This window comes from Pseudomonas sp. SWRI92 (assembly GCF_014268685.1).
GTDB lineage: Bacteria > Pseudomonadota > Gammaproteobacteria > Pseudomonadales > Pseudomonadaceae > Aquipseudomonas > Aquipseudomonas marvdashtae.
Genome location: NZ_JABWQY010000006.1, coordinates 1 through 19844 on the forward strand (window position 1 = coordinate 1; position 19844 = coordinate 19844).

At 60.4% G+C, this 19844-nt stretch carries 21 protein-coding genes and 1 pseudogene; 9 read left to right on the forward strand and 13 right to left on the reverse strand.

Features of this window, described 5'->3' with window-relative positions; all coding sequences use genetic code 11:
- Window positions 1-169: 169 nt before the first annotated feature.
- On the reverse strand, window positions 170-1843 hold the full coding sequence (locus HU762_RS11780; protein ID WP_186636863.1) for a DEAD/DEAH box helicase: 1674 nt from the start codon (window positions 1841-1843) through the stop codon (window positions 170-172).
- 488 nt (window positions 1844-2331) lie between these two features.
- Complete coding sequence (locus HU762_RS11785; RefSeq protein ID WP_186636865.1) at window positions 2332-3087, reverse strand: spermidine synthase; 756 nt, start codon at window positions 3085-3087, stop codon at window positions 2332-2334.
- A gap of 141 nt (window positions 3088-3228) precedes the next feature.
- Between HU762_RS11785 and HU762_RS11790 the strand changes: the two genes are divergently transcribed.
- Window positions 3229-4575 carry a 3-deoxy-7-phosphoheptulonate synthase class II gene (locus tag HU762_RS11790; RefSeq protein WP_186636867.1) on the forward strand — a complete coding sequence of 449 codons (1347 nt, stop codon included), beginning with the start codon at window positions 3229-3231 and terminating at the stop codon, window positions 4573-4575.
- A gap of 54 nt (window positions 4576-4629) precedes the next feature.
- On the opposite strand, the gene HU762_RS11795 is transcribed toward HU762_RS11790, so the two are convergent.
- Both HU762_RS11795 and HU762_RS11800 read right to left on the reverse strand, forming a co-directional pair.
- The gene (locus HU762_RS11795) at window positions 4630-5859 is read right to left on the reverse strand and encodes a winged helix-turn-helix domain-containing protein (protein WP_186636869.1); all 1230 of its coding nucleotides are present in this window, start codon (window positions 5857-5859) and stop codon (window positions 4630-4632) included.
- A gap of 64 nt (window positions 5860-5923) precedes the next feature.
- Complete coding sequence (locus HU762_RS11800) at window positions 5924-6145, reverse strand: DUF1127 domain-containing protein (RefSeq protein WP_186610545.1); 222 nt, start codon at window positions 6143-6145, stop codon at window positions 5924-5926.
- Between the two features lie 97 nt (window positions 6146-6242).
- On the opposite strand from HU762_RS11800, the gene HU762_RS11805 reads away from it, so the two are divergent.
- Window positions 6243-7097, forward strand: coding sequence for a LysR substrate-binding domain-containing protein (locus HU762_RS11805; RefSeq protein ID WP_030141879.1), 855 nt, complete (start codon window positions 6243-6245; stop codon window positions 7095-7097).
- Here the strand turns inward: HU762_RS11805 and HU762_RS11810 are convergent.
- Complete coding sequence (locus HU762_RS11810) at window positions 7087-7836, reverse strand: sulfite exporter TauE/SafE family protein (protein WP_186636871.1); 750 nt, start codon at window positions 7834-7836, stop codon at window positions 7087-7089. The genes HU762_RS11805 and HU762_RS11810 overlap by 11 nt on opposite strands.
- A 148-nt stretch (window positions 7837-7984) precedes the next feature.
- Here HU762_RS11810 and HU762_RS11815 point away from each other — a divergent pair, with 148 nt between their 5' ends.
- From HU762_RS11815 to HU762_RS11825, 3 genes and pseudogenes are all read left to right on the forward strand, one after another.
- On the forward strand, window positions 7985-8446 hold the full coding sequence (locus tag HU762_RS11815; protein ID WP_186636872.1) for a MarR family transcriptional regulator: 462 nt from the start codon (window positions 7985-7987) through the stop codon (window positions 8444-8446).
- A 259-nt stretch (window positions 8447-8705) separates the two neighbouring features.
- Window positions 8706-8786 (forward strand): annotated as a pseudogene (locus tag HU762_RS11820) (organic hydroperoxide resistance protein); the annotation flags it as partial.
- A 34-nt stretch (window positions 8787-8820) separates the two neighbouring features.
- On the forward strand, window positions 8821-9834 hold the full coding sequence (locus HU762_RS11825) for an alpha/beta hydrolase (protein ID WP_186636874.1): 1014 nt from the start codon (window positions 8821-8823) through the stop codon (window positions 9832-9834).
- A 73-nt stretch (window positions 9835-9907) separates the two neighbouring features.
- Here HU762_RS11825 and HU762_RS11830 read toward each other — a convergent pair whose 3' ends face one another.
- Window positions 9908-10477 (reverse strand): elongation factor P, encoded by a 570-nt coding sequence (locus HU762_RS11830; protein WP_003199385.1) that lies wholly within the window; start codon window positions 10475-10477, stop codon window positions 9908-9910.
- A gap of 48 nt (window positions 10478-10525) precedes the next feature.
- Entirely contained in the window at window positions 10526-11659 is a 1134-nt protein-coding gene (gene earP / locus HU762_RS11835) for an elongation factor P maturation arginine rhamnosyltransferase EarP (RefSeq protein WP_186636879.1), read from the reverse strand.
- A 121-nt stretch (window positions 11660-11780) separates the two neighbouring features.
- On the opposite strand from earP, the gene HU762_RS11840 reads away from it, so the two are divergent.
- Window positions 11781-12164, forward strand: a complete 384-nt coding sequence (locus HU762_RS11840) for a hypothetical protein (RefSeq protein WP_186636882.1) — start codon at window positions 11781-11783, stop codon at window positions 12162-12164.
- Window positions 12165-12166: 2 nt separating this feature from the next.
- Window positions 12167-12649, forward strand: coding sequence for a GreA/GreB family elongation factor (locus tag HU762_RS11845; protein ID WP_186636893.1), 483 nt, complete (start codon window positions 12167-12169; stop codon window positions 12647-12649).
- Window positions 12650-12656: 7 nt separating this feature from the next.
- Here the strand turns inward: HU762_RS11845 and cysB are convergent, their stop codons facing one another.
- From cysB to HU762_RS11865, 4 genes are all read right to left on the reverse strand, one after another.
- Window positions 12657-13631, reverse strand: a complete 975-nt coding sequence (gene cysB, locus HU762_RS11850) for an HTH-type transcriptional regulator CysB (RefSeq protein ID WP_090284966.1) — start codon at window positions 13629-13631, stop codon at window positions 12657-12659.
- Window positions 13632-13741: 110 nt separating this feature from the next.
- Entirely contained in the window at window positions 13742-14242 is a 501-nt protein-coding gene (locus tag HU762_RS11855) for a universal stress protein (RefSeq protein ID WP_186636894.1), read from the reverse strand.
- A gap of 95 nt (window positions 14243-14337) precedes the next feature.
- The gene (locus HU762_RS11860) at window positions 14338-15243 is read right to left on the reverse strand and encodes a 5'-nucleotidase (RefSeq protein ID WP_186636895.1); all 906 of its coding nucleotides are present in this window, start codon (window positions 15241-15243) and stop codon (window positions 14338-14340) included.
- Complete coding sequence (locus tag HU762_RS11865; protein ID WP_186637392.1) at window positions 15233-16213, reverse strand: putative 2-dehydropantoate 2-reductase; 981 nt, start codon at window positions 16211-16213, stop codon at window positions 15233-15235. The genes HU762_RS11860 and HU762_RS11865 overlap by 11 nt, the downstream gene beginning before the upstream one ends.
- Before the next feature lie 218 nt (window positions 16214-16431).
- Between HU762_RS11865 and HU762_RS11870 the strand changes: the two genes are divergently transcribed.
- Window positions 16432-17508 carry a 3-deoxy-7-phosphoheptulonate synthase gene (locus HU762_RS11870; RefSeq protein WP_186636896.1) on the forward strand — a complete coding sequence of 359 codons (1077 nt, stop codon included), beginning with the start codon at window positions 16432-16434 and terminating at the stop codon, window positions 17506-17508.
- 70 nt (window positions 17509-17578) lie between these two features.
- Here HU762_RS11870 and HU762_RS11875 read toward each other — a convergent pair whose 3' ends face one another.
- Window positions 17579-17860 carry a GNAT family N-acetyltransferase gene (locus HU762_RS11875; protein ID WP_186610534.1) on the reverse strand — a complete coding sequence of 94 codons (282 nt, stop codon included), beginning with the start codon at window positions 17858-17860 and terminating at the stop codon, window positions 17579-17581.
- Window positions 17861-18496: 636 nt separating this feature from the next.
- Here HU762_RS11875 and oprI point away from each other — a divergent pair.
- On the forward strand, window positions 18497-18748 hold the full coding sequence (gene oprI, locus HU762_RS11880) for an outer membrane lipoprotei OprI (protein WP_003183784.1): 252 nt from the start codon (window positions 18497-18499) through the stop codon (window positions 18746-18748).
- Window positions 18749-18872: 124 nt separating this feature from the next.
- Here oprI and HU762_RS11885 read toward each other — a convergent pair whose 3' ends face one another.
- Entirely contained in the window at window positions 18873-19844 is a 972-nt protein-coding gene (locus tag HU762_RS11885) for a L,D-transpeptidase family protein (protein ID WP_186636897.1), read from the reverse strand.

The window sequence follows — 19844 nt, forward strand, 5'->3', positions numbered from 1 at the left end:
ACACTTCCCCTTGCCGGGTGTGTAGAGGACTTGCACCTCCAAGTCACCAGCGTGGCCACCACAGCCAAGCTGGTTGCGCTTACGCGCAACGCGCCATGCCTGGCGCACGCAAAAAAATCCCCGAACCAGTCGGGGATTTTTATGCTCGATCAATCAACCCGCAGGCTGATCAATCCTCGCGGTAACGGCGCAGTTTGAGCTGCTTGCCGGCCACACGAGTGTCCTTGAGCTTGGTCAACAACTTCTCCAGGCCATCTTCCGGCAATTCCACCAGGCTGAAGCTGTCACGCACCTGGATGCGACCGATGGCTTCGCGGGCCAGGCCACCTTCGTTGAGAATGGCGCCCAGCAGGTTCTTGGCGGCAATGCCGTCACGAGCACCCAGCGCGGTGCGGCAGCGCGCACGACCTTCGGCCAGCGGGATCGGCGCGCGACGCTCGCGATCACCACGGTCCGGACGATCACCGGTACGCTCTGGACGATCGCCACGCGGTGCGTTGTTCGGCACCAGCGGACGTTCCTTCTCGATCGCGGCCAGGGTCAGCGCCTGACCGTTGGTGGCCTTGCGCAGCAGCGCAGCGGCCAGGGCACGTGGAGTGCAACCGATGTCGGCGGTCAGGCGATCGAGCAGATCACCGTGGGTCGACTCGGCGTCAGCCACCAGTGGCGACAGGCTGTTGGTCAGTTTCTTGATGCGGGCATCGAGAACGGCCTGGGCGTCCGGCAGGCGGACTTCAGCGACCTTCTGCCCGGTGACACGCTCGATCACTTGCAGCATGCGGCGTTCACGCGGGGTGACCAGCAGCAGCGCACGGCCTTCGCGACCCGCACGGCCGGTACGGCCGATACGGTGCACGTAGGATTCCGGATCGTACGGCATGTCCACGTTGAACACGTGGGTGATGCGCGGAACGTCCAGGCCACGGGCAGCAACGTCGGTCGCCACAACGATGTCCAGGCGGCCATCCTTGAGGGAGTCGATCACGCGCTCACGTTGGTTCTGGGCAATGTCACCGTTCAGCGCAGCGGCTTTGTAGCCTTTGGCTTCCAGGGCGCTGGCCAGGTCCAGGGTCGCTTGCTTGGTGCGCACGAACATGATCAGGGCGTCGAAGTCTTCCACTTCCAGCAAGCTGAGAACGGCGGAAGTCTTCTGGTCAGCGTGAACCAGCAGGTGAGCCTGTTCGATCGCGGTGACGGTCTGGGTCTTGGTCTGGATCTTCACGTGTTGCGGATCGCGCAGGTGGCGCTCGGCAATGGCACGGATCGATTGCGGCAGGGTGGCCGAGAACAATACGGTCTGGCGAGTTGCCGGCAGGGACTTGAAGATGACTTCCAGGTCATCCATGAAGCCCAGCTTGAGCATTTCGTCGGCTTCGTCGAGAACCAGGTGGTTCACGGTAGCCAGGACTTTTTCGTCACGACGCAGGTGGTCGCACAGGCGACCCGGGGTGGCGACAACGATCTGCGCGCCATTACGGATGGCTTTCAGTTGTGGGCCCATCGGGGCGCCGCCGTAAACGGCCACAACGGTAACGCCAGGCATCTGCTTGGAGTAGGTTTCGAAAGCGGTTGCTACTTGCAGCGCCAACTCACGGGTTGGCGCCAGGATCAGGGCTTGCGGCTCGCGCTTGGCAGGATCGATGCGATGCAGGATCGGCAGGGCGAACGCAGCGGTTTTACCCGTACCGGTTTGCGCCTGGCCAATCATGTCGTGGCCGGCCATGATGATCGGGATCGATTGCTGCTGAATCGCCGAAGGTTCTTCATAGCCGGTCGCAATGACGGCTGCAAGAATGTTCGGGTTGAGATTAAAAGCGGCGAAGCCGCCGGTTTCCTGGGTCATGGGTCTGCCTCTAAGTGCATCCGCAAAGACCCATGCTCCAAAGCTGCGCATGCCGTGTTGAGACTCAAGAGTCGCCCTGGCTGCTTTGTCGGCGGGGATTTGCGAAAACGAATGAATGAATAAAGAACGTCTTGGAAGCATCCGTTGTGCGGACATGCAACCGAAGCTGACTTCGGAGAATTGCGCTACCTTGACGCGGCCCGGCTAAAGGCCGGCGCGCACTATACCGGAATTTGCCCAAAAAGGGAGCTTTTTTTATCGGCAAACCCCGTTATGGGGCTCTCTGCCAAAAGGCCTTGGGCCGCCAGCTAAAACGATTCATCTCCAGACGGCTTCGCCCTTGTGGCGAGGGAGCTTGCTCCCGCTCGGCTGCGAAGCAGACGCTTGGGTTGATATCTGAAATCGAAGGGGGCCGCTTCGCGACCCAGCGGGAGCAAGCTCCCTCGCCACAGGGGAACTCACTCGTCATAAGGGTTTGGCTTCGCTGATCACGTCGCCGGGCGAATGGCCTTGATCAACGACTGCAACGAATAGCCCAATCGCGGCGCCAGCCCTTCGGCTCGGGATATCAGTGCGTCCCTATCCAGTTCCTGATCGAGATCCGCCGGCACGATCAGGATCACGTTGCCCTCCTTCACCGGCAATTCCCAATAGTGCCGATGGTACAGGCCGCGCAACAGCGCCGCGCCCAGGGGCTTGCCATCGTCGGTGGCCCATTGGTTGATCACCAGCCAGCCGCCCGGATTGAGGCGTTTTTGACAGTTTTCCAGGAAACCCCACGCCAGATGCCCGACACCGGGACCGACATCGGTATAAAGGTCGACGAAGATCAAGTCCGCCGGCTCCGCCGTTTCGAGCAGCTCCAAGGCATCGCCGACGCGGATGTACAATCGCGGATCGTCGTCCAGCCCCAGGTATTCGATAGCCAGGCGCGGCACATCGGGCCGCAGCTCGATGGCCTCGACGTCCTCCAATGGCAGGAACTTGAGGCAAGCCTGGGTCAGCGTACCGGCGCCCAAGCCCAGGAACAGCGCACTCTCCGGCCGCTCGTGACACAACGCACCGATGAGCATGGCGCGGGTGTAGTCATATTCGAGCCAGCTCGGATCGGCCGTGAACACGCAGCTCTGCTCGATGGCGTCGCCAAATTCGAGAAACCGGTAGTCGGCCACCTCGAACACGCGAATCATGCCGAACTGGTCATGCACCTCGGCGAGCAAATGCTCGACGCGCTCCTCTGTCATTTCATCTCCTGTGGTTGCCGGGCCGGCTTGAGCCCACGCATACGGGGCAAAGGCGCGATTGTCGGCGAAGCAACCGGAACAGGTCACGCACTAATTTGCTGATAACATGGCCGTCCGAGCGTAAATCACCTAGAGATCATGATGAGCCAACCCTGGAGCCCTGACAGCTGGCGCGCCCTGCCGATCCAGCAACAACCCCGCTACCCCGACGCCGCGCACCTGTTGCAGGTGGAGCAGACCCTGGCCAGTTATCCGCCACTGGTGTTTGCCGGTGAAGCCCGGGAGTTGCGCCGTCAGTTCGCCGAGGTGACCCAGGGCCGGGCGTTCCTGCTGCAAGGCGGCGACTGCGCCGAAAGCTTTGCCGAATTCTCGGCGGCGAAGATCCGCGACACCTTCAAGGTGCTCTTGCAGATGGCGATCGTCATGACCTTTGCCGCCGGCTGCCCGGTGGTCAAGGTCGGGCGCATGGCCGGGCAGTTCGCCAAGCCGCGCTCGGCCAACGATGAAACGATCGATGGCGTGACCCTGCCGGCCTACCGGGGCGACATCGTCAACGGTATCGGTTTCGACGAAAAAAGCCGCGTACCGGACCCGGAGCGGTTGCTGCAGTCCTACCACCAGTCCACCGCCACCTTGAACCTGCTGCGGGCCTTTGCCCAAGGCGGTTTTGCCGATCTGCACCAGGTGCACAAATGGAACCTGGACTTCATCGCCAACTCGGCCCTGGCGGAAAAATACAGCCACCTGGCCGACCGCATCGATGAAACCCTGGCGTTCATGCGCGCCTGCGGCATGGACAGTTCGCCGCAATTGCGCGAAACCAGTTTCTTCACCGCCCACGAAGCGCTGCTGCTCAATTACGAAGAGGCCTTCGTGCGCCGTGACAGCCTGACCAATGACTATTACGACTGCTCGGCCCATATGTTGTGGATCGGCGACCGTACCCGCCAATTGGACGGTGCCCACGTCGAATTCCTGCGCGGGGTGAACAACCCGATCGGCGTCAAGGTCGGCCCAAGCATGAACCCTGACGACCTGATCCGCCTGATCGATGTGCTCAACCCGGACAATGACCCCGGTCGGTTGAACCTCATCGCGCGGATGGGCGCCACCAAGGTGGGTGAGCACCTGCCACCGCTGTTGCGCGCCGTGCAGCGTGAGGGCAAGCAAGTGCTGTGGAGCTCCGACCCGATGCACGGCAACACCATCAAGGCCAGCAGCGGCTACAAGACCCGGGATTTCGCGCAGATTCTTGGCGAAGTGAAGCAGTTCTTCCAGGTCCATGAAGCCGAAGGCACCTATGCCGGCGGCATTCATATCGAGATGACGGGGCAGAACGTCACCGAATGCATCGGTGGCGCGCGACCGATCACCGAGGACGGCCTGTCGGACCGCTACCACACCCACTGCGATCCACGGATGAACGCCGACCAGTCGCTGGAGTTGGCCTTCCTGATCGCCGAGACTTTGAAGCAGGTCAAGCGCTAGGCGCTTCATTGCCTATCAAACCGCTATCGCGAGCACATTCGCGATAGCGCCCACTCAAGCGCTGCCGACCTGCGTCAAGGCTCTGGCCAATCGAACGCCCCCGTCCCGCCGGCAGTTGAGCTGGACCCGCTCCAACCCCAACCAATCGGCCATGCGCCGCAAATTCAGCGCCAGCGCCTGCATGCCCTCTTCGTCCAGCCCAGGCTCTTCTTCGTGCACGGCATGCACCGCCAGGCGACTCAGGGCCCGCTCCGCCCGCAGGTCCAGCCGCGCCGCGATCCGCTCGTTGTGCAGGAACGGCAGTACGTAATAGCCATACACTCGCTTGTGCTCCGGCGTGTAGATTTCCAGGCGATAACGGAAGTCGAACAAGCGCTCGGTGCGACTGCGCTCCCAGACCAACGAATCGAACGGCGAGAGCAGCGCACTGGCTGCCAGCTTGCGAGGAACTGTCGCAGTCGGTCGACACCAGGCCGGCTGCTTCCATTCCTGGACTTGGCAGCGCACCAGCTCACCGGTCTCTTCCAGTTCGGCCAGCCGCGCACGGCTCTCGGCCGGACCGAGGCGGAAGTAGTCGCGCAGATCTTTTTCGGTGCCGATGCCCAGGGCATCCACCGCGTGCAGGAGCAAAGCGCGTTGGGCCTGGGCTTCGTCCGGCTGCGGCAACTGCAAAATCGAGTCCGGCAGCACCCGCTCCGGCAAGTCATACAGCCGCTCGAAGCCACGCCGCCCCGCCACTGTCACTTCGCCGGCCGCAAACAGCCACTCCAACGCGTGTTTCTCGGCGCTCCAATCCCACCAGGGACCAGCCTTTTCCTGGCGCGTGGACAAGCTGCCCGCGCCAATCGCACCTTGTTCACGAACCGACTGCAGCACCCGGCGAATCACGTCCTGGCGCTCCTGGCCGAAACGCGCCAGCTGCTGATAGACACCTTCGCCACGGGCCGCCCGATCCATGCGCCAGCGCATCAGCGGGTACATCGACATCGGCAGCAGCGACGCTTCGTGGCCCCAGTATTCAAATAGCGTGCGGCGGCGTCCCTGGCTCCAGGCGGCCTGGTCGAGCAAAACGCGTTGGTAGGGACCGAGACGTGAGAACAGCGGGAGGTAATGCGAGCGCACCAGTGCATTGACTGAATCGATTTGCAGCACGCCAAGACGTCCAATCAAGCGATTGACGTGGGAGGCTTGCACCGAAGCTGGCGGTAACCGCCCATTGAATCCTTGGGCGGCCAACGCCAGGCGCCGGGCCTGTTTGAGGGTAAAGGACAGAGTCGCGGGCATGGAGATCTCCTTGTCTGCTCGCAACCTACCTCACCATTGAGCGGTTTGTGTAGGGAAGGATGGCTCATTTGTGCATCGGGTCATCCCAGAATGGCCGAACCACTTCCTTTTCCACATCTGCACGGCTGATGCCGATGTCCTTGAGCGCCTCGTCGCTCATCGAAGCCAGCAATTCGCGCTCGTGGTGCAATTCGTACCAGCGGCTAAACTTGTGCAACAGCGCGCCGAGCGAAAAACCGTGGGATGAGAATTTATCGATCAGTAGATAACCTTTTTGACCTTTCATCGTGATGTCCTCCGTTGGGTATGGCTCTAGTCTCGCGCCGAGGCTAAGATCAATCCAACGAATGTTTCTTATGCAATACATCTCGGAGATTGATCAATTGTCGAGTTACCCGAGCATCGATACGGAAGTGCTGCGTACCTTCGTCGCCATCGCCGACCAGGGCGGCTTTACCCGCGCCGGCGAGCTGGTCAACCGCACGCAGTCCGCCGTCAGCATGCAGATGAAGCGCCTCGAGGAGGACGTGTTGCAGCGCCGCCTGTTCGAGCGCGACGGACGGCAGGTCAAGCTCACCGCTGAAGGCCAGGTCTTATTGGGTTATGCCCGGCGGATCCTCAAGCTGCACAGCGAAGTGTTCAATACCCTGCGCGAACCGCACATGGTCGGTACCGTGCGCATCGGCACGCCGGACGATTATGTGATGCGCTTCCTGCCGGGAATCCTGCAGCGCTTCGCCCAGTTTTATCCGCTGATCGAAATCGAGGTGCACTGCGAGTCGTCCAAGCAGTTGTTGCTGCGCCAGGACCTGGACCTGTCCATCGTCACCCGCAAGCCAGGCGATGAAATTGGCCAGTTGCTGCGCAAGGAGCGTTTTGTCTGGGCCGAAGCCGCCTGTTTCAACGTCCATGAACAAACACCGCTGCCGCTGGCGATGTTCAACAGTGATTGTTTCTGTCGACAATGGGCCTGCAATGCGCTGGATGCCATGGGCCGCGATTATCGCGTGGCGTACAACAGCTCGAGCCTTTCAGCGCTCATGGCGGTGGTCGGCGCGGGCCTGGCGATTACCGCGCAATTGGAAAGCCTGCTGACACCTGACATGCGCGTGCTCGGCGAGGCCGAGAACCTGCCGGAGCTGCCCGAAGCCAGCATCATGCTGATCCGCAACCTGCACAACCCGTCGCCAATCACTGAATGCCTGGCCGAGCACATCGTCGAAGGTTTCAAACTTTAAAGACGAGCAACACCGCGCACAGCACCAGGAAACCGCAGAACAGCCCACGCAGCAATCGCTCTGGCAAGGCGTGGGCGACCTTGACGCCCCAACTGATGCTCATCAACCCGCCGACCGCCAGCGGCAGCCCGATCCACCAGTCCACCTCATGGTGAAACGCATAGGTGGCGAGCGTCACGCCCGTGCTCGGCAGCGCCAGAGACAGGGACAGGCCTTGCGCGACCACTTGGCTTGTACCGAATACGCTGGTAAGAATCGGCGTGGCGACAACGGCCCCGCCAACGCCGAACAGCCCGCCCATTGTCCCCGACGCTGCTCCTAGCACACCGAGCCATGGCCAGCCATGACGCATCTGTGCCGAAGCCGGCGCCGTCGCGGCGAACATTCGGATAAGGTTGTAGGCCGCCAGAACAATCAGGAACACCACGAAGCCAATCCGCATGCTCTCTGCGTCAATGCCTACAGCCCAGATAGAGCCGAGCCACGCGAAACAGAACCCCATGGACGCCAACGGCAACACATGGCGCAACTCAATGCGATTGCGTTGGTGGTAACGCCACAGCGCCAGCATCACATTGGGAACCACCATCACCAATGCCGTGCCTTGGGCAATCTGCTGGTCCAGGCCAAACCATACGCCCAGCACCGGAATGGCGATCAGTCCACCGCCGATTCCGAACAATCCCCCCAACGTGCCCAGCGCGGCGCCCAACAGCAAATATTGCACGACCTCAATCACAGACGACTCCCCCCGTTTATCAGGGCGCCTATCCTACGCAGTTGGCGTTAACGAGGAAATGAAACGCCTGAGCAGGACATCAGAATTATCTGGTGCATTAAAGGTTCGTCCGCTAGATTCATAGCATCATTGATGAAAGGTTTCCGCCATGAACACCCAACGCGACACTCCCGACCCTTGCGAAGCCCTGTTATTGGATAACCAGGTTTGTTTCGCGCTGCATTCAACGTCACTGTTGATGACCAAGGTCTATAAGCCGCTGCTCCAGGCGCTGGGCCTGACCTACCCGCAATATTTGGCCATGATGGTGTTGTGGGAAAAAGATGGTTTGACCGTCGGCGAAATCAGCAACCGCCTGCTCACCGACCCGGGCTCGCTGACGCCGCTGCTCAAGCGCCTAGAGGCCGAAGGCCTGTTGAGCCGCACCCGTAGCCGCGAGGATGAGCGCGTGGTCATCGTCGAACTCACCGAACAAGGTCGCGCCCTGCAGAAGAAGGCCCTGGATATTCCGCAATGCATCCTCGCCGCCAGTGGCCAGACGCTGGAGCAATTGAAAAAGCTGCAACGTGACCTGCAAGAACTGCGCGGGCATCTGCAAGACAGCCTCTGATCAAAGGCACACCAGCCCTCCGCAGAGCGAGCATGCTTGCGGAGGCGCCTGCACCTTCCTTCCCGGATTCATGATCCACCTGCTCAAACACCGCCTTCAAAAAAAATACAGCCTGCCTTAACCGCTCTAGATCAAGGCCTCCAAGCCTTTCCAGGTGGTGCATTCGGAATTGCCTCGAAAATATATATTGCGCACAAACTATTTGCGCATTACATTCTTCTCACACCTACTTAGCGCACAAACATTTAGCGCAAAACAGGTAGATGCGGTGCACCAGGTTTGCCCGTACTCCAACGCCACCCGCGGCAATGTTGATGTGCGCCTGCACGTCACCGTCTAACCCCGAACCCGGACCGAAATTCAAGGAGACTCACATGAACACCATCACCAAAGCCCTGACCGGCACCCTTCTCGCCCTGAGCGTCAGCAGCGCCTTCGCCGACGGCATCGTCGAACACAACACCCAGGCGTTTCTCGATGCGCTGAATGCCGGGACCGGCAAGCCATTGGAACAACTGTCGCCCAAGGACGCCCGCGCCGTACTGGTCGGCGCCCAGGCCGGGGTCAAATTGACCCTGCCCAAGGCCGACGTCAGCGAGAAAACCATCCAGGTCGATGGCCAGCCGATCAGCCTGACGATTGTTCGTCCGGCCGGGGTCAAGGGTGAGCTGCCGGTGTTCATGTTCTTCCACGGCGGTGGCTGGGTCTTGGGGGATTTCCCGACCCACGAACGGCTGGTTCGGGATCTGGTGGCGGGTTCGGGTGCCGTCGCGGTATTCGTCAACTACACGCCGTCGCCCGAGGCGCATTACCCGGTGGCGATCAACCAAGCCTACGCCGCAACCAAATGGGTGGCTGAGCACGGCAAGGAAATCAACGTCGATGGCAAGCGCCTGGCTGTAGCGGGTAACAGCGTCGGCGGCAACATGGCGGCAGTCGTGGCCCTGATGGCCAAGGACAAGGGCACGCCAGCGATTCGCTTCCAGGCCCTGTTGTGGCCGGTGACCGACGCCAACTTCGAGACGGCGTCCTACAACCAGTTCGCCGAAGGGCACTTCCTCAGCAAGAACATGATGAAGTGGTTCTGGGACAACTACACCACCGACGCCGGCCAGCGTAACGAGATCTATGCCTCACCGCTGCGAGCCACCACCGCGCAGCTCAAGGGCCTGCCGCCGGCGCTGGTACAGACCGCCGAAGCTGACGTGCTGCGCGACGAAGGCGAAGCCTACGCCCGCAAACTGGACGCGGCCGGCGTGCCGGTCACAGCCGTGCGCTACAACGGCATGATTCACGACTATGGTTTGCTCAACGTGGTGAGCCAGGTGCCAGCGGTGCGTTCGGCGATGTTGCAGGCATCCCAGGAGCTCAAGCAGCACCTGAAGTAACAGGAAGCAGGTGGAAAGCAGAAATAAAAAAGCCCGACTCAATGGTCGGGCTTTTTCGTACAAAAGACTTCGCTTACTTAGCGCGGCCTTTGTAGGAACCGCCTTCGCGGGTATCGATCTCGATCATGTCGCCGATTTCGATGAAGTCAGCAACCGACAGCTCGGTACCGTTCTTCAGTTTGGCAGGCTTCATCACCTTGCCGGAAGTGTCACCGCGAGCGGAGCCTTCGGTGTAGTCAACCTGACGCACGATGGTGGTCGGCAGTTCTACGGAAACCAGGCGCTCTTCGAAGAACACGGCTTCGCAGACGTCAGTCATGCCTTCTTCGATGAACGGCAGAACGCTTTCGATGTCTTCGGCGTTCAGCTCGTACATGGTGTAGTCAGTGGTGTCCATGAACGTGTAGGTGTCGCCGCTGATGAAGGACAGGGTCGCTTCTTTGCGGTCGAGGATCACATCGTCCAGTTTGTCGTCGGCGCTGTAGACGATCTCGGTCTTGTAACCGGTCAGCAGGTTCTTCAGCTTAGTCTTCATGATCGCGCTGTTACGACCCGACTTGGTGAACTCAGCTTTCTGAACCAGCCAAGGATCGTTTTCGAGACGGATCACGGTCCCGGGTTTCAGTTCTTTACCAGTTTTCATTGCGAATATCCGAATTTGGATGGGATTTACAAAAATCTAGGCCGCGTATCATATCCAATTTCGGTAAAACTTCACCAGCGCCGTGGCAAGATCGGCTCGCGAGGCTTGTTCCAGACACCACGCCTGGGCGTGTTCGGCCAGTTCCTGGCGTTGTTCGCAGACCGATTTCCAATGTCCGGTCATGTCCTGGCCGGCATTCCACGCCCGCCAGAGACCGCTGATCGCTTTTTCCGCAGGCCCGCAGAGCCCCTCGGTATATAACCGCAGAAACGCTTCGAGCTTTTCCAGATGGACGTCTTCTTCCTGCTGATAGATGTGCCAGAGCATTGGCCGGGCGGCCCATTGGGCGCGCACGAAAGAGTCTTCACCGCGCACGGCGTTGAAGTCGCAACACCATAACAACTGATCGTACTGATCCTGCCGGATGAACGGCAGAACCTGTACCGTCAGGGCTCCGCGCCGATGCACCGCACCAACCTCAACGCCCTCGTCACCCAGCCAGCGCCGGACATCCGCCAGCACCCGCCCTTCCGGGACCAGCACGTGAAACGCCTCGGCCCCGGCCGCCATCGTGTCGAACCAACTCGCCAAGCCTGTGTTTTCATAGGCAAACAACGAGATCAGGCGCGCATCTGGAGCCCGGTCGACGCCCAACCCTTGCAGGAAAATTCGCTGCGCCACGTCGTCCTGCTGAAATTGCCGGCGACGCTCCAGCAAGCCCTCCTCGCGCAGCAGGCCACCGGTGCCTGCCTGGAAGCCGGGGAAAAAGAAATATTTCTGCACGTGCTTGTACTTGACCGATGGCAGGCCATGACAACCGATCACCCAGTCCTCGGCGCTCAGATAATCGAGATTCATCCACAGCGGCGTTACCTCACGCTCGGCCATCGCATCCATATAGGCGCTGGGCAACTGGCAGGCGAACGCGGCGATCACCACCTCGGCGGCCTCGGTATCGAGCCAGTCCTTGGGCCAATGGCGCACCTGCACGCCCTCCTGCCATTGCTCGGAAAGCGTGATATCAATGGCCGGGCACAGCCGCTCGAAGGCTCGCAAGTCATCGACCCATAGGCGCACCGCGCATCGGTGCTCAGCCACCAATTGCCGCGCCAGGCGCCAGGTGACGCCGATGTCGCCAAAGTTATCGACGACGGTGCAAAAAATATCCCAACGCACGGTCATTCCCGACTCCCTGTGGCAAAACCCGATTGTCCCGCATTGCAACGTCGATGCAGAAGAGCCGACGGCGATTAATCTTCATGCGACAATTGCCGCCTATCCCGTGTTCAGCCAGGAAGCAGACATGCCCGACCATTCCTCGTCGCGCCTTACCGCCTTGCAATTGACCGTCAGTATCGCCTTGGGCCTGTGGCTGGGCTTCCTTGCCATCGTGTTGACGGGATGGCTGTTGTCGAAGTTTCTATTCGATGAGCAACTCGCCCCGGTGGCGGCCGCTGTGCAGCAACTGGCGCAACCGCCGGCAGTTCAGCCGGCACCCGAGCCGCCTACGCCGATGTTCGAGCAATATCAGCAGAACCTGCAAAGGAACGAGCAACGCCAGGCGCTTGACCAGGTTCGAAGCAACCCTCGCAACCTGTCCAATCCCAAATGCCAGTTCTGGCTGCAACAGGACCAGAACGCGCCGAGCGAAAAAAGCCGCACCAACGTCCTGCAATTTTGCGAATGATCATGAACAAACCAACCGTCCACCAATTGATTCTCGACAAGCTCAAGATTGACCTCGACATCGCCGAGCGCGCCGCGCAAACCGCCTACGAAACCGCGACCCACGAAGAAAACATTGCCGAAAACAAGTACGACACCCTGGGCCTCGAAGCGTCTTATCTTGCCGCCGGCCAAGCCAGGCGCGTCGAGGAGATCCGCCAGTCGCTCAGCCTCTGCCAGAACCTGACGCTAAGGCCGTACGACGAACGACGCGGAATCGAGGTCGGCACATTGATCGGGTTGGAGGATGACGAGGGCCGCCAGCAATGGCTGTTCCTGGGACCTGACGCGGCGGGACTGAAGGTCTCGCTGGTGGGACAACCGATCACCGTCATCACCCCTCGCTCGCCGCTGGGGCGCAGCCTGCTGGGCAAATTCGAAGGGGATGAAGTGGAGATCGTCGTGGCGGGCGCCCGGCAACAGTTCGCTGTCACCGAGGCTATCTAGACGTCGGTCAATGCACTGGCAGTTCGACGCCGTCGAACAGCTCTTCAAGTTCCTGCTTGTTGTGGCACTGGATGGCCTTGGCCATGACTTCACGGGTCAGGTGCGGGGCGAACTTCTCGATGAAGTCGCACATGAACCCCCGCAGGAACGTGCCACGGCGGAAACCGATCTTGGTCACGCTGGATTCGAACAACTCGCTGGCATCCAATACCACCAGGTCATTGTCGAGTTTGGTGTCGACGGCCATTTTCGCCACGATGCCCACGCCCAGCCCGAGGCGCACATAGGTCTTGATCACGTCGGCGTCGGCGGCGGTAAACACCACTTTCGGCGTCAGGCCACGATGGCTGAAGGCTTCGTCGAGCTTGGAACGACCGGTGAAACCGAATACATACGTCACGATCGGGTATTCGGCCAAGGCCTCGAGGGTCAGCTTCGGCAGCTTGGTCAACGGATGCCCGTGGGGCACGACCACGCAGCGGTTCCAGCGATAGCACGGCATCATCACCAGATCGCCGAACAACTCCAGGGCCTCGGTCGCGATGGCGAAATCCACGGTGCCGTCGGCGGCCATTTCGGCGATCTGCATCGGCGACCCCTGGTGCATGTGCAGCGCCACGTCCGGGTATTGCTTGATGAAATTGCTGATTACCGGCGGCAGGGCATAACGAGCCTGGGTATGGGTGGTCGCGATCGACAGGGTGCCTTTTTTCTCGTTGGAGAATTCCTGGGCGATCTGCTTGATGCTTTCGACCTTGCGCAGGATCTCGCCAGCCGTGGTGATGATGCGCTCACCGGCCGGGGTCACGCGGGTCAGGTGCTTGCCGCTGCGGGCGAAGACTTCGACGCCCAGTTCGTCTTCCAACAGGCGGATCTGTTTGCTGATGCCAGGTTGCGACGTGTAGAGGCTTTGGGCGGTAGCGGAAACGTTGAGGTCGTGGTGCGCCACTTCCCAGATGTAGCGCAGTTGTTGAAGCTTCATATGTATCCCTCAAAGCAGTTGGATGCGACGGGCATCAGCGACGGCATATAACTATATGAATGGTTGCACAAAGAAATCTAGAACTTTTTATAAAAGGCCATCATTTAGCCTCAAGCATCTCCCTGACGCCGACGCTGCACCAGCGGCACCAGGTACACCGGCACACGGGACAACTGCAAAACCCGTGCGGCGGTCCTGCCCAAAGGGGTTTCGCCGCTTGCGCCCTGACAATGGCTGCCAACGATGAGCAAATCGACGGAGAGTTTTGCCGCCTGTTCGAGAATGACCTGGGAAGGATCACCCTGAAACACCCTGACCGATTTGATCAGCTTCAAGTCTTGCTGGCCCTCCCCCAGTTCTTCACGAAAACTGTCGAGCACCTGCTGCTCGATATTGGCCATCACCGTACTCAGACCCTGACGATGGAATTCGTTCAACGCCTGCTCGTCCAGATAGCTCTGCAACACCGACTCGGCGAACAGCCCCATCGGTTCCACCGCATGCACCACATACAACTCGGCTGCAAACGTCCGTGCCAACGCCAAGGCATGCTGCATCACATAAGGGGCATAAAGGCCCAGGTCCGTGGCGTACAGCATCGAACGAATCATGTGACCTCCTCGAGTGCCAGGATGGCGGAGATTGATTCAGCTTAGCAGCGCCCCGAGGAGTTCGACGTGCGACGTAACGCCCGGACAGCGGCCAGTCAGAGCTTCACTTCGTTACTGATGCCATGGGGCACGTGCCCAGTGGCGACCACTTCCCGGGCCAGTTCGCAATGACCGGTCTGGTCGTCGAAAAACACGTCGGCGGCAAAGGCTTCGAGGAACGCGGATTTGGTCAGCCCCCCGAGGAACAGCGACTCATCCAGGCGAATATCCCACTCACGCAAGGTACGGATCACCCGTTCGTGGGCCGGTGCGGAACGGGCGGTGACCAGCGCCGTGCGGATCGGGCAGGCGTCTTCGGGAAATTCGCGCTGCAACGCATTGAGCGCCGCCAGGAACCCCTTGAACGGTCCACCTCGCAGCGGCTCGCGCGCAGCCTGTCGTTCACTGGCCTGGAATGCCTCCAGGCCGCCAGCCTGATAGACGCGTTCCGACTCATCGGAGAACAGCACCGCATCGCCGTCGAAGGCGATGCGCAATTCCTCGCTGGCCGCACGGCTGGCACCGCCCGACAGGATGGTCGCCGCCGCGAATCCGGCCTCAAGGGCGCTGCGCACGTCTTCGGCGTGAGTGGACAGGAACAGGTCGCAGCCGAACGCCTTCAGATAAGGGTAAGGGCTGCGACCGCCGACGAATGCTGCGCGGGAAATCGCCAGGCCATAGTGATGAATCGAATTGAACACACGCAGGCCAGTGTCGGCGCTGTTGCGCGAAACCAGGATGACTTCGACCCGGGCACGCCCGAGGTGCTGGTTGAGGTTGAGCAATTTCTGCACCAGGGCGAAAGCGTCACCAGGTGCCAGGACTTCGTCTTCATGCTCGATCTGGTATTGCCGATAGGCCTCGACACCACTCGCCAGGTAGACCTTGTGGCTTTCGCTCAAGTCGAACAAGGCCCGCGAGGAAATTGCCAGCACCAGCTTGTCATCAATGTTATTGGCCATGTTTCCCTCTTTCGCCATCAGCGTTGTGGCGATCCAAAAACGCCAGCGCCTGATACAAGGCTTCGATTTTCGGCAGTTCGCATCCTGCCGCCTTGGCCGCAGCCAACGGCCGGCCATAGATCGCATCCAACTCCAGCGGTCGCTTGTGGGAATAATCGTGGTACATGCTCGGCCAGTAGTCGGGCATCTTCTCGGTCATGGTGAACAGATATTCGGCGTAACCCGGCGCAATATGATGACCACAGGCCCGCGCGCCGCGTACCACCTCCTCCATCAGCGCCTGGATCAGCCCGCGGCTGTGGTCGTCAGCCATCAACGGCGTGGTGCTGGCGCCCAGCAGCACCGAAAGACCGTTGTACGGTACGTTCCACACCAACTTCTGCCAACGGGCCTGTTGCAGGTCGGCCATGGCCTGGGAGTCGATACCGGCGGTACGGAACAGCCCAGCGCCCTCTTCGACAATCGCCATGCGTTCGGCCTGATCCCGGCCAGGACCGCTGTGGTAACCGATGTTGACCGCGCCGAGGGCCTGGTGGGCGACGACGCCGGGGCCGACGCGATGCACGCAGACCAGGCACAGGCCGCCCAACAAGTGCAGCGAATCGGGCAATAGCGGTCGCAGTTCGTCCTCGACATCGAGGCCGTTCTGCAACAGCAGGACTTTTGCGCCAGCAGCGGCAGCCTGGATGATGGCCGGGGCCAGGTCGGCATTGCTGGTGGTCTTGGCACCGACCAGCAACCAGTCGCAAGGCGGCATATCGGCTGCCGAGCGATACGCCTGGACCGGGTCGAGGGTCAGCGCCCCATGAACTTCGCTGGCGACCCGCAAACCGCGTTCGGCCACGGCGGCAAATTCGCTGCGCAATAGAAAGTGCACGTCGTAGCCGGCCCGCGCCAGCATGACGCCATAGAACCCGCCAATCGCCCCGGTGCCGATCATGCCGATCCTGGTTGTTGCGCCTGCCTGCATCATGCAACTCCCCCGTTGAACAATCCCTGCGCATCATTACACAAGACCTGCCGCCCGTGGCCAGGGAGCTTGCTTGCCACAATTAAACCGGCCCCTGCCCATTGTCGAGCCACCTCCTAACGCGCTAAGGTTCGGCTCCCCGACGCGCTTAAATCCGCTGTGCACCGCCGCGCGGGGAATCGCTGGCGGCCGGCACCCGTGACCTGACGAGTAACACGATGGCTGATTTACCGATCAATGACCTTAACGTCGCCTCCAACGAGACCCTCATCACGCCTGACCAGCTCAAGCGTGATATCCCCCTGAGCGACGCTGCCCTGCGCACCGTGACCAAGGGCCGGGAAGTCATCCGCAACATTCTCGACGGCACCGACCACCGCCTGTTCGTCGTCATCGGGCCCTGCTCGATCCATGACATCAAGGCTGCCCACGAATATGCCGAGCGCCTGAAAGTGCTCGCGGCGGAAGTTTCCGACACCTTGTACCTGGTGATGCGCGTGTATTTCGAGAAGCCTCGGACTACCGTCGGCTGGAAAGGCCTGATCAACGACCCGTACCTGGACGACTCCTTCAAGATCCAGGACGGCCTGCACATTGGTCGCCAGTTGCTGCTGGACCTGGCCGAGATGGGCCTGCCCACCGCGACCGAGGCCCTCGACCCGATCTCGCCGCAATATTTGCAGGATTTGATCAGTTGGTCCGCCATTGGCGCGCGCACCACCGAATCCCAGACCCACCGCGAAATGGCCTCTGGCCTGTCGTCGGCCGTGGGCTTCAAGAACGGCACCGACGGCGGCCTCACCGTGGCGATCAACGCCTTGCAGTCGGTTTCCAGCCCGCATCGTTTCCTGGGTATCAACCAGGAAGGCGGCGTGTCGATCGTGACGACCAAGGGCAACGCCTACGGCCACGTGGTGCTGCGCGGCGGCAACGGCAAGCCGAACTATGATTCGGTCAGCGTCGCGTTGTGCGAACAGGCCCTGAACAAGGCGAAGATCAAGCCGAACATCATGGTCGATTGCAGCCACGCAAACTCCAACAAGGATCCGGCGCTGCAACCGCTGGTGATGGAGAACGTCGCCAACCAGATCCTGGAGGGCAACCAGTCGATCATCGGCCTGATGGTCGAAAGTCATCTGAACTGGGGCTGCCAGGCAATCCCGAAAGACCTCGCAGATTTGCAGTACGGCGTCTCCATCACCGATGCCTGCATCGACTGGAGCGCGACCGAGAAGACCTTGCGCGGCATGCACGCCAAGCTCAAGGACGTGCTGCCAAAGCGTCAGCGCAGCTGATCGGCGAATTGCACGCATAAAAAAACGCCGGGCTTTTCAGTCCGGCGTTTTTTTGTGCGATCCAAACGTTTCAGAGCTTCGCCGCGTGCCGCTGGTGACGCTCCATGTAACGCTCCACATAGGAGCAGGACGGGATCACCGTGTAGCCCATTTCCTCGGCGTACTTGAGCGCCTCTTCGGTCAACTTCGCAGCAATCCCCCTGCCACGCAGCGCGTTCGGCACGAACGTGCGATAGATGTCCAGGGTCTGCTTGCCCAGGTCCATGTAGGTCAGATAGGCACGATGACCGTCCACAATGGTCTCGAACTGATGACCAGCCTGGTCATGGTGGATGGAAACCGCCTCGCTCATCACTACTCCTCGCGGGTCTGAATGCTGACCCCTACCTTACCGATGTTTTTCCGGCGAAGGAACATCTACGCCACCCCGTGCCTGTCTGGTCACCGAGCGCAAAAAAACCAATCGCTCAAACCCGAGCACGTCGTGAATAGTAGGCACCAATGACGCAAATGCTCAAGGCACGCCTGTCACTGAAGGGATAAACCCCGACGGGTTTATCGATTGAGCGTCACTTTCACGCGGTAGTCGGTCAAGGCGCAATAGCTGAACATCGCCAGTTGTTGAGTCTTGAGACGAGCGCCGGTTGTTAAAGTCACCGTCTGCAGCAATAAAAGATGCTTGGATGGCTGCGCAAAAAATGAGCAAAAGTCCAGGAGAATCAATAAGCAGCGACTTTAGTGTGCTCGGGGGAGTTAGCGCGTCAACGGAACTTTTCTTCAACCACGCGCTCCATTCTGGCGGTTGCGGCTGTGTGTTTTTTAAACAGCACTCAGAAAAGTTGCCTGAAAAACAATCACCGCCTACAATTTTTTTGCTTCTTGCGCTACGTCAGTTTACTTACTACAAGTAATGAGTAGTATGTACGCCGGCTAACTCCTCACTCTGGGGAGACAGTCACTAAATAGAAAGTCCTTGAAGGGGAACACGATGAACAACGTTCTGAAATTCTCTGCTCTGGCCCTGGCCGCAGTTCTGGCTACCGGTTGCAGCAGCGCATCGAAAGAAACCGAAGCACGTCTGACTGCTACCGAAGACGCAGCAGCTCGCTCCCAAGCTCGTGCAGACGAAGCTTACCGTAAAGCTGATGAAGCTCTGGCTGCTGCTCAAAAAGCACAACAGACTGCTGACGAAGCTAACGAGCGTGCTCTGCGCATGCTGGAAAAAGCTAGCCGCAAGTAATAGTCCTTCGGGATTGTTATCGAGCCGACCCATCACTGGGTCGGCTTTTTTATTGCCCGGCGTTTTACCGGCGATAAAAAACCCGCCGACCTCGTGAGACGTCGGCGGGTTGCTTTCACACAGGCTATTGCGTGAGGTCGATCGGCGCGCTGGAAACCATCGGGGCCGAAGTGTTCGGAACAGCAACCTCTACCGGCAAGCCGTCTTCGGCAGCCACTACGTCACGCACCACGTCCCAGTTCATGCGCTGGTTGCTGGTGATGTCTTCACGCTTGAGCATCGCGTTGATGACCGCCGTGTGCTTGTCCACCACGGACGGGTTGCCCTTGTCGTCCAGCGGCGTATGCGCTTCCAGATACACCTTGCCGCCGCTCACGCCCAACTTGTACGGGTCGTTGATGATTCGCACCGACGTGCCCACCGGCACCATGCCGGCCATTTCCAGCACGTTGTTATTGAACATCCGGAAGCAGCCGTGGCTGGTGCGCATGCCAATGCCGAACTTCTTGTTCGAACCGTGGATCAGGTAGCCCGGCGTCCCCAGGGTGAACTTGAACGGGCCCAGCGGGTTATCGGGACCGGCCGGCACGACATTGGGCAACGGATCGCCATCGGCGGCATGTTCGGCCTTGATCGACGCCGGAGGAGTCCAGGTCGGGTTCGGCGTCTTGGCGATGATGCTGGTGTGGGCAATAGGCGAGCCCCAACCTTCACGACCGATCCCCAACGGGAAGGTGTAGACGACGTTCCGACCCTTGGGGAAATAGTAGAGGCGGTATTCGGCGAGGTTGATCACGATGCCTTCGCGCGGGCCCGGCGGCAGGATGAAACGGGTCGGCAAGACAATTTCAGTGCCAGCGCCCGGCAACCACGGATCGACCCCAGGGTTGGCGGCGACCATCTCGGTGTAGCCCAGGTCGTAGGTGGTGCCCAGGTCCGCGAAGGTGTCTTCGTACTTGGCCTTGATGACTTGCACCTGGCCGACAATGTCTTCACCCGGCGGTGGCAGGGGCAACTCCAATGCGGCAACGGGCCCAGCCATACACAGGGCGGCAAGAGACAGGCAGCGGGCGACGGCAGGCAAGCGCGGCAACAT